Source organism: Aeromonas sp. QDB54, from assembly GCF_027707385.1.
GTDB classification, from domain to species: domain Bacteria; phylum Pseudomonadota; class Gammaproteobacteria; order Enterobacterales; family Aeromonadaceae; genus Aeromonas; species Aeromonas hydrophila.
In genome coordinates this window covers 1,318-7,314 of the sequence record NZ_JAPCIT010000054.1, presented here as the reverse complement: position 1 = coordinate 7,314, position 5,997 = coordinate 1,318, and the positions used below count along the sequence as shown (strand labels likewise).

General features: G+C 60.5%; 8 protein-coding genes. 6 read left to right on the top strand and 2 right to left on the bottom strand.

Going from position 1 to position 5,997, the window contains the following annotated elements; genetic code table 11:
- Positions 1–32: 32 nt before the first annotated feature.
- Entirely contained in the window at positions 33–3,062 is a 3,030-nt protein-coding gene (locus PG881_RS23550) for a Tn3 family transposase (protein ID WP_032432545.1), read from the bottom strand.
- Positions 3,046–3,648: a recombinase family protein gene (locus tag PG881_RS23545; protein ID WP_010465829.1), complete on the bottom strand. Its 603-nt coding sequence runs from the start codon at positions 3,646–3,648 to the stop codon at positions 3,046–3,048. Before PG881_RS23545 ends, PG881_RS23550 begins: the two co-directional genes overlap by 17 nt.
- Before the next feature lie 191 nt (positions 3,649–3,839).
- Here PG881_RS23545 and PG881_RS23540 point away from each other — a divergent pair, with 191 nt between their 5' ends.
- From PG881_RS23540 to PG881_RS24090, 6 genes are all read left to right on the top strand, one after another.
- Positions 3,840–4,196 carry a type II toxin-antitoxin system RelE/ParE family toxin gene (locus PG881_RS23540; protein WP_000182276.1) on the top strand — a complete coding sequence of 119 codons (357 nt, stop codon included), beginning with the start codon at positions 3,840–3,842 and terminating at the stop codon, positions 4,194–4,196.
- A 1-nt stretch (position 4,197) separates the two neighbouring features.
- Positions 4,198–4,533, top strand: a complete 336-nt coding sequence (locus tag PG881_RS23535) for a helix-turn-helix domain-containing protein (RefSeq protein WP_001172026.1) — start codon at positions 4,198–4,200, stop codon at positions 4,531–4,533.
- Between the two features lie 14 nt (positions 4,534–4,547).
- On the top strand, positions 4,548–4,883 hold the full coding sequence (locus tag PG881_RS23530; protein WP_000741275.1) for a hypothetical protein: 336 nt from the start codon (positions 4,548–4,550) through the stop codon (positions 4,881–4,883).
- 23 nt (positions 4,884–4,906) lie between these two features.
- Positions 4,907–5,233: a hypothetical protein gene (locus PG881_RS23525; protein ID WP_000091614.1), complete on the top strand. Its 327-nt coding sequence runs from the start codon at positions 4,907–4,909 to the stop codon at positions 5,231–5,233.
- Positions 5,230–5,610 carry a hypothetical protein gene (locus tag PG881_RS23520; protein WP_001054412.1) on the top strand — a complete coding sequence of 127 codons (381 nt, stop codon included), beginning with the start codon at positions 5,230–5,232 and terminating at the stop codon, positions 5,608–5,610. The genes PG881_RS23525 and PG881_RS23520 overlap by 4 nt, the downstream gene beginning before the upstream one ends.
- A 156-nt stretch (positions 5,611–5,766) precedes the next feature.
- The coding region (locus tag PG881_RS24090) for a DUF3391 domain-containing protein (RefSeq protein ID WP_442866407.1) at positions 5,767–5,997 on the top strand (231 nt) is incomplete at its 3' end.

Sequence of the window (5,997 nt, the reverse complement as noted above, 5' to 3'; positions counted from 1 at the left end):
GGGGTTGTACGCCGGAATCCCAGAAATTTCCGTCAGCCCAGCTCCAGTCCCGCCACGAGCGCATCCAGGTCGATGAACTTGCCGTCAGTCTGGAAGGTGTAATGCCCGTTCAGCAGGATGTGCCGCCAGGCCGCTGGCGACATCTGCGTGATCAACGCCAGCGCCTTGGCATTGCCAGCTGCCTCGTACTTCGTCAGCAGCAGGGACAGGATCGCCGAGTTGTAGAAGATGATCGCGTTGCCGATCAGCCTGGCGCACTGGTTGCTGATCTCGATTTCGATGTCGGTGCGGCCGGTCAATTCCTTCTTCCCACCGACTTGGGCGATGGTCGAGCGTAGCTGGTGATAGGACTCAATGCGGTTCTGCGAGCGGTGAACATTACGCTCCAGTTGCGGGTCGCGCAGGTAGCGCAGTGTGTAGATACTGCGGATGAGCTTGTCGAACTCGAAGATTGCGCGCCGCGTCGGGTTCGGCGCCGTATAGGTGCACAGCTTGCGGATCAGCGTGCCCTGCGTCATTTCCTTCAGGCCCAGTGTGGCGACGATTCGGTCGATGTTCGCCTTCTCACCGACGATGAGTTGCCGGTCGATCTGGCCAGCCGGCCGGATCAGGCATTTCTCGTACAATGCCAGATCATCGGCGCAATACAGCTCCTGCAACTGGTCGTCGAGGTCGGTGAAGCGCGGCTCGAAACGAAGTCCGAACCAGTGCAGGATGGCGAAGTTGGCCTTGTTGATGCTGTGCATGTCGCCGGTGATCGCGCTCGGCACGATGTCCGACGTGTTGCGGTACCAGATGTCGAACACGTGGTGAGCCTCGTACTCGTGTGCGCCTATCAGGTAGCCGTTCAACGGCACGTGATTGCACAGCAGCGTGTAGGCGACGACGCCCTTGCCGCGGCCGAAATATTTGCGCGAGTAGCGCGCCTTCACAGTTGGTCGCTCGACGCCGAATTTCTGCCCATCAACGGCACCGTACAACGAATCGAGGTCGAACGAGTAATGCGGGAAGATCGGCAGTGCGGCGATGGCGTTGCTGATGCAATCGTTGGCCACATGTAGCGTCGCCTGGCGCAGGTACTGCTGGTAGGTACTCTCCAGGACGTGGTACGGGATGTCGCTGGTACGTGCCATAACCTGGTTGCCGTGGTTCATGGCTTGGGCAATGATCACCGCCATCAGACTGTCGGCGTCGGCTACCTTCTTCGCATAGCGTGGCTGCAATGGTGTCAGCGCCGACAGGAACTGGCACTGGCCGTTGACGAAGCGAAACACGTCGGCGACATCGCAGTATGGCAGTTGCTCGTAGAGAGCTTGCTCGCGCGCCTTCTGGTTCTCCCCCTTGGGCTTGCGCCAGGTCAGTCTCTGCGTGTCCTTGTCGTATTCCAGGTGCGTCAGCTTGCCCTGTTTCAGCTCGCGATTGAACGCCACCCATTGCGCACGCAACTCGGTCGCCAGTGCATCGAGCTGGGCACTGACCGGCTGCCGCAGGAAGGGGATGTCCATCTGCGCGAGCACGGCGGCTTTCTCGTCCATCGAAACCAACTCGTCGGACAAATGCCGGTGCTGCAAGCTATCGTCAATGTAGAGCTCGCCCGCCTGGAAGCGTTTCCTGACCTGACGGTAAAGCCAGAATTCGTAACGATCGGCATGCAGGCCTGTCGGCGTGCCTTCGGCATCGAACATCAGCAGGTACGGACGCAAGCGTTTCGGCAGCGTTGCCGCCGGACATTCGTCGAGTGGCCGTTGTGATAGGCGCTGCTGCTTGGCGAACACGCTCTTGGCCCAAGTCAGCGCCGCGAGCCATGGGTTATCGGGGGCCGTGCCGGCGAAGTCGAGCGCGACGTACAGCGGCCGTAGATGGCGTCGAATGCGTTCGGCCAGGCCGTCCACCGCCTGCCAGTGCAGCGCCAGTTTGTTCAGTGGCTTGACGCTCATGCGCTGCGCCGTGTTTTGCAGCAATTCCCTGGACATGATTTTGTAGGCGCGTTGGCGCACCTCGCCGAACGGCGTCGGATCGGCCACGCTGTCGTCCACGTACAGCGACAGCAGGCGGCCAACCTGCGGCGTTTCCTGATGGCGTCGCAGCTGTTCGGCGACAAAGGACTGTTTCGCACCCGTGCGGCTCTCGTCCTCAAGTTTTTTCATGTGGAAGGCCATCGCGTCGACCAGGTTGTCGGTGAGCTGCCGGTAACGTACCCAGGCATAGCACAGCAGGTAGAGCCGGGTCTGCTCCGCCTTCAGGTGGCGCAGGTCATGGACGGTATAGAAGTTCGCCAGGCTCGCGTAGTACAGCAGGTTCTGCTGCGAGATGCCGAGCTTGGGCAGCAGCGCCTTGGCGATCCCGTGCAAGGACTTCAGCGTGGCGCGCTTCTCGCGCTCCCCTGCCATCTGACGCCAGCCAAAATCTTTAGCGTCCTGCTTGAGCGCTGCCAGTTGAGACAGGGTGTCGTCACGCACCAGGAGCTGGCCCAGCGCAGCTTTGGCCGATTCGTCCAACACTTCTGCCAGCAAGCCGCCCAAGCGCCTGCGTTCGGTGGACAGGGCTTCACTGACCAGCTCTTGTAAGGTGGTGTGGCCGGGCCGGATGATTTTGTGCTCGCTGAGCCAAACGATCAGTTCGGCGGCCACGAATCCTGGCATTACGTCGCGCCGCACGATCTGTTCAGCCTGCTGTGCCAGTTGCGGCAGGAAGCTAGCCGCCCACGACCGGTAGCCGAACAGTTCGGCGATCTGACCCCTCTGGCTGTAGTGCTCATGCTTGGTGATCGCCTTGCGTTCGAACGCTTCGCCGTGGAAATAGCGACTCAGCACGAAGGCGCAATCGTCCTCGACCTCATGCCAATCGAAGCGGAAGAAAGCATGCTTGGCCTTGAAGTAGCCGATCTGCAAGACGCAATAGACTTGGGCCTGCAGGCTAGGCCGGCTGCTGGCGAACGCCAGTTCAGATTCGGTCAACGCCAGGTATTCCAGCCGCTGAGCATCGTCGAAGTCCGGTAGGCCGTACAAGGCTTCCTGCTCTGCGTCAGAAAAGACGGTGAGTAGCTTATTCTTGTTGCTCATCGACCGTCCTTCCCGCACCACGCCAACCTGCTCGCGTCAATGTTTCGATCAACGTAGTGCGCTTGACATTGAAGTTGCGGCACACCGCCGCCTTAGACATGCCGCCATCGAGCGCGGCGACGATGGCGTCCAGCTTCTCACCAGTGATCGCCTGCGGCCGGCCGCCGATCCGGCCGCGTTTGCGTGCGGCGGCCAAGCCCGCGACGACGCGCTCCTGAATCAAGGCGCGCTCGTACTGCGCGAGCGCACCGAACACCTGGAACAGGAATTCGCCCGAGGGCGTCGTAGTGTCCAGGTTCTCTGTCAGCGAGCGGAACGCCACCCGCTTGTCCTTGAGCGAAGTCACAATGGCGAGCAGGTGCGACAGCGAGCGACCGAGCCGGTCGAGTTTCCACACCACCAGCACATCGCCGGCTCGAACGAACTCAAGCGCCCGCGCCAAGCCGGCACGGTCATCCTTCGCGCCAGAGGCACGATCCTCAAACAGGTGACGCGGATCGACGCCGGCGGCGAGCAGCGCGTCGCGCTGCAAGTCCGTGCTCTGGCGGTCGGAGTCCGACGACACGCGCATGTAGCCAACCAACATAGGCGGATAACCATCAAAAACAGGTTTCCGCATAATAGTGAATAGCGATAGAGTTTTCCGTACATTTTTGAGGGGGTGTTGCACAGGTAGCACAGCGGCGGCTGACAGCCTGTCGCAAAACAAATGTTTTACGACACCTCCTTGAGGTTGCCGCGTTTACATCATTACCTGAACAGGTATAAAATTCCGTCATGACAAACAAAGAAAAACCGCTCGAATGGATCGCGAGCAGCCACAAGGATTTGATGGCGTTGCCGTCCGACGTGCGTCGCCGTTTCGGTTACGCGCTCTCGTTGGCGCAGATAGGCGATCAGGATGACGCAGCAAAGGAGCTCAAGGGGTTCGGTGGTGCCGGCGTGCTGAAGGTCGTCGAAGACGATGCCGGCGGCACCTATCGAGCGGTATACACGGTCAAGTTTGCGGAAGCGGTGTTCGTCCTGCACTGCTTCCAGAAGAAGAGCAAGAGCGGAATCGCCACGCCAAAGGCCGACATGGACATCATCCGCGCTCGGCTGAAGGTGGCCGAGGTATTGGCACAGGAGCTATGAAATGCAAAAACGAATCATTGAAGGCGTCGAGGTTCAGCGCAGCTCGGGCAACGTCTTTGCCGACCTTGGACTGCCTGACGCTGAAAAGCTCAAGATCAAGACCGGCCTGGTGGTCGAGATCAGGAGGGCCATGCGCGCCCTTGGGCTGACTCAACAAGCGGCGGCCAAACGCATGGGCATCCCGCAACCGAAGGTGTCGGGCATGATGCGCGGCGACTTCACCAATCTATCCGAACGCAAGCTGATGGATTGTCTGAATCGCCTCGGCTACGACATCGAAATCAAGGTACGGCCAGCAGCCGAGCCGATCGGGCATCTAACGCTCGCAACCGCTTAATCGGAGCTCTCCTGATGGCAGCCCGCATCACCGACGACGAATGGGACGAACTGACTCCCGAGAATTTCGATACCACGGCACTGCTGCGTGCAGTCGATGCCGTGGACGTGCTGCGCGGCGATTTGAATGACAGCGCAGACGGCGCACCTCCGCAACTGCGCACCGACCTGTTGAAGCTGCATCAACTGGCAATGGCCGCGTTCAACGAGGGATCACGCAGCCGAGTGGCTGAGCTATTTGATCTCGCCGTGGATCTTCAGGATCAGGTTGATCATCTGATGACCTCGCTGGAACAAGTGCAAGAAACCCTGTCCCGGTTGACGGCGCTCTACCCAGAAAGCCTGTCCTGAATGTTCTTGGAGACAACCACATCATGAGCCGCAGCCGCCGCAAAACGCCCATCGTTGGGCACACGACCTGCCGTAGCGAGCGCGAGGACAAGAAACTCTGGCATCAGCGCTGGCGAACCCACGAGCGCACCGCGCTGGCCAGCGCGTCGCCGGAAGCTCTATGCGCCCATCTGCCTCTACTGGAAAACCAGGTCAGCAACGTCTGGTCGATGGGTAAGGATGGCCGCTCCTACTGGCCCATCAAGCGCCAGGCCGCCACGGCGGATCGCATTGCCAACCACAAGGGACGCAATCCGCAAGAGCGCGCCTCCCTGAAAAAGCGTCTGCTGCGCAAGTGGATGAGCAAATGAACCTGTCCACCATCGAGGCGCTGGCTATCGCTTGGGCGCGAATCGCTGAAGAAGCAGAACTCCCAGCCGGCTACGAGGGCACGGCGACGCCAGAGGCGCATCGGGCCTGCGAGGTGATCCAGGAGCGGATTCGAGAGCACGTCGTCGCCACCAATGACATGCGGCTGTTCGGCCTGCTGCACCTGCTTGGGCAGGCGTCGCTGCGCATGGAGCAAGCGCTGTGGCCGGAAGAATATGCGCGGATGACCCGCGAGGTCGAGGAAGCTCTCCGAGAGGCCGACGACCCCAACGCCAAGTCGTACACCCACGAAGAAGTCATGCAGGCGATGCAGGAACGCATCGACCGAGCGCGAGACAAAGCCATGTTGATCGGCTGACGGAAATTTCGGCGGTTCCGGCTGATCCAAGAATCTTGGCGTGACCTTACCTCCGCTCTACCGCTGGGTGCCAGCCTCGGCGCACGCCTAACCACCCAACTCAGAAAGGAAAATAAGTTGGTAAAACGCATTCCCGTATCCGAGCTTCGTCTCGGCATGTACATCCACAAGCTCGCCGGCTCTTGGTTTCGACACCCATTCTGGCGCGGCAGCTTCCTGCTGACCGAGCCTCAGGATCTCTCTGCCATTCGAGAATGTGGCGTCGGGGAGGTCTGGGTCGACTTGGCCAAAAGCCAAGTCGACCCAGAGAGCCCAGAGAGCCCAGAGAGCCCAGAGCCCAGAGCCCAGAGCCCAGAGCCCAGAGCCCAGAGCCCAGAGCCCAGAGAA

Coding starts and splice junctions, on each gene's coding strand:
- PG881_RS23550 (WP_032432545.1), bottom strand. CDS start 3,062: ATGAGCAACAAGAATAAGCTACTCACCGTCTTTTCTGACGCAGAGCAG.
- PG881_RS23545 (WP_010465829.1), bottom strand. CDS start 3,648: ATGTTGGTTGGCTACATGCGCGTGTCGTCGGACTCCGACCGCCAGAGC.
- PG881_RS23540 (WP_000182276.1), top strand. CDS start 3,840: ATGACAAACAAAGAAAAACCGCTCGAATGGATCGCGAGCAGCCACAAG.
- PG881_RS23535 (WP_001172026.1), top strand. CDS start 4,198: ATGCAAAAACGAATCATTGAAGGCGTCGAGGTTCAGCGCAGCTCGGGC.
- PG881_RS23530 (WP_000741275.1), top strand. CDS start 4,548: ATGGCAGCCCGCATCACCGACGACGAATGGGACGAACTGACTCCCGAG.
- PG881_RS23525 (WP_000091614.1), top strand. CDS start 4,907: ATGAGCCGCAGCCGCCGCAAAACGCCCATCGTTGGGCACACGACCTGC.
- PG881_RS23520 (WP_001054412.1), top strand. CDS start 5,230: ATGAACCTGTCCACCATCGAGGCGCTGGCTATCGCTTGGGCGCGAATC.